At 59.5% G+C, this 2,618-nt stretch carries 2 protein-coding genes; both read right to left on the minus strand.

The features are described from left to right. Positions 1–31 precede the first annotated feature (31 nt). The gene (locus FJ398_27120; protein ID MBM3841549.1) at positions 32–484 is read right to left on the minus strand and encodes a hypothetical protein; all 453 of its coding nucleotides are present in this window, start codon (positions 482–484) and stop codon (positions 32–34) included. A gap of 64 nt (positions 485–548) precedes the next feature. Further along, positions 549–2,069, minus strand: a complete 1,521-nt coding sequence (locus tag FJ398_27125) for a twin-arginine translocation signal domain-containing protein (protein MBM3841550.1) — start codon at positions 2,067–2,069, stop codon at positions 549–551. Positions 2,070–2,618 lie beyond the last annotated feature (549 nt).

Raw genomic sequence — 2,618 nt, forward strand, 5'->3', positions numbered from 1 at the left:
TTCTTTTTCGCCAGACTTCGTTGCTTGCTCCTTACAGATCCACTTCGGGATATGCTCGTCGCTCGCGCCTCGTCTGGCCGAAAAATCCCTTGCCGCGAACGTGAGCGTATTTACGAAATGGACCACTAAGCTGGAGCGATGCTGCTCCCGGACGTTGAACGAAAAGCCCCAGCCGGTTCGTCACGTTCACCAATCGGGCCAGCTCCGGTTCGGCCGACTCGACCCGGGACTCCTGCAAATACACGGCCGCGCCGAAGAGCGGAACTGCGGCTTCGCCTGAACGAACAACTTGAAAGGGAATCCGGACTTCCACTTGGAAATGGGTCGCCTCGTGTCGAACCTCATAAACGCCTGGCTCAAACGATATCAACGCCGGTTTGATTTCCCGTTTCGATGCCAGCAGCGGCCCCGCCAGTTCTCCGGGCAGCATGACCTGAATTTCTGCGGCGGCGCCCTGGATCGGGAAAAGGATCCAAGCGATCAACGCCACCGCAGCAACTTTGCGTTTCAGCGCCTGATTCTGGAGATTGATCAGCGGCGATCAGAACCTACGCTTTGAATTCTCTGACCGCTTTGCCGGCTGCCGCCAGATTTGCCAGGCGCATCTCCGAGTATTTCCGCGAGAGGATGAGTCCGTCCGCGCCGGCTTTCAACGCCGCGGCGACGGCGGCGTAAGTATCCTCCGGCGAAGCTTTGCGGCTGCTCTTGCCGGTCGGGATGCCAATGTCGATCCCGGGAAGAATCCTGCATTTGCCTTGCACGCCCTCGATCGCGCGTTTGGTTTCCCGCGCCACGTAGTCCGGAGACAAGCCTGCGGTGGCCAATTCGCTCAGGCCGGCTTCACTGCCGTAATTCAACAAATGATTGTTGAATTGCAGCAACAGTTCTCTGGGCACGTCGCGGAAAACGGTGGAGCCGACGTTGCGGATGAAGTTCGCATAGCGTTCGCGGCCGCAATTGTTGTACACGACAACTTTCAGGAAGTCCGCCTTCGCCGCCAGATCCTCATAACTCCGCGTGGCCCGGAAAATCGGATTGAACGAGTTGACGTGTTCGATATGGAACCCGACGCGGAGATTCGGGCGAACCCCTTTGACCGTGCGGTTCACTTCCGCCAGCACTTGGTGTTTGCCTTCGTCGAACAGGCGGTCCCACAGAATGATTTCCGGATTCTCCACGAGCAACCGCCAGAACTCGACGAAGTAGCCGTCGCCGGGCCTTTCGCCCTTCAAGGCCGCTTGCACGAACCGATCCAGCTTGCGGAAACCTTCGTAAGCCCGCTGGAAATCGATCCCTCGCTCCCGCGCCGCCTTTTGATGGTGCTCGCAAAAGCAGGTCGTGCGCGACGACGCGATGCTCTGAGAATGGCTCGCGCCGAGCGCATTCAAAAGCGGGCCGTTGCGCTCGTTGAAAAACAGAATGCCATCGATGTCGTAGGAGCGGCAGAGATCTTCCGCCAACCCGGTCCAGAACGCGCGGACGTCCGGATGAAAAAGGCACAGCGTCCCGGCCTTGCGCCCTTGCAAGTCCACCTCCGCGACGTCCTTCGCGCCGGGCACGTCCGAGCGGAACACGTCTTCAATCGAGCAAAACAGTTTCAAGCCGCGTTTCTTCGCCGCCGGGAGGACGGTCGCCACGATATCGAGATCGCCATGATCCGGCGCCCGCGTCTGCTTCAAGACGGTGTTTTTGTAGAATTCCGGGTGCGGCGAGGCGAAGTTGCCGCCGCGAAAGAATTTTTCATCCGATTCCTGGACGCCGTGGTCGGGAAAGGGTTGTCCTGGAATCTGGCGCCCGGCCAGGCCTCGGCCATACGTGAAGGTGGTCAGATAAACCGTGTCCACCGCGCCGCGTTCTTGGAGAATGTCCAGCACGCGGTCGGCGCCTTCGTCCACGAACGAGATCGACCCGACTTGAATGCCAATGGTTTTTTGCGTGGCGGGCCGCTCGGCGCCAAGGGCGGTTTCCGTGAACAGCGAAGGCGCCAGAGTGGTTGCGGCGGCGGCGGCGCTGGTCTTGAGGAATTCACGTCGGGTCGGATGGGAGCAGGCAACGGTTCGAGTCTTCATAGATCCGTCTCGGTCGGTGTTGGTTATTCAGGGATTTTCATTTTGCGTGCGGCAGCTCGCTTCGCCAAGGCGAATCCTCGGTCGCAGTAATGCCTCAGTGAAACCGCGGTGGGGGCGAGCGTGCTCGCGAGCCAGATTCAATCGAACAGCGCGATGGACCGGCTCGGCAGGAGTCCTCGCCCCACCAAGACCGAATCTGATCCCCTTGGTAAAACCCGCCTTGATATTGGTCAAAGCGACTTTCGCTCAAATGCGCTAAGAGCGTGTTTTGAAAATGAGTGGAACGGGCTACCAGCCCGTTTTCGGCGGCAACTTGCCGCCGAACATTGCGGCAGGCTGGTAGCAGGCTGGTAGCCTGCCGCAACAGGCCAGTGGCCTGTTCCACCCCAAAGACCCAAAAGGCATTTTCAAAACGCGCACTAAGTGGTCCGTTTCGTAAATACGCTCACGTTCGTTGCGCCCAATTTGGCCTGGGGCAAGGCGCGACGAGCGAGCATCCCCCGCCAGTGGGGCTGTGACCGAGGAGCAACGCAGCCCCAGGCAAAATTC

The organism is Verrucomicrobiota bacterium, from assembly GCA_016871535.1.
GTDB lineage: Bacteria > Verrucomicrobiota > Verrucomicrobiia > Limisphaerales > SIBE01 > VHCZ01.

Bases quoted from the DNA above. Each gene is read 5' to 3' on its own strand.
- FJ398_27125 (MBM3841550.1), bottom strand. From the start codon at position 2,069: ATGAAGACTCGAACCGTTGCCTGCTCCCATCCGACCCGACGTGAATTC.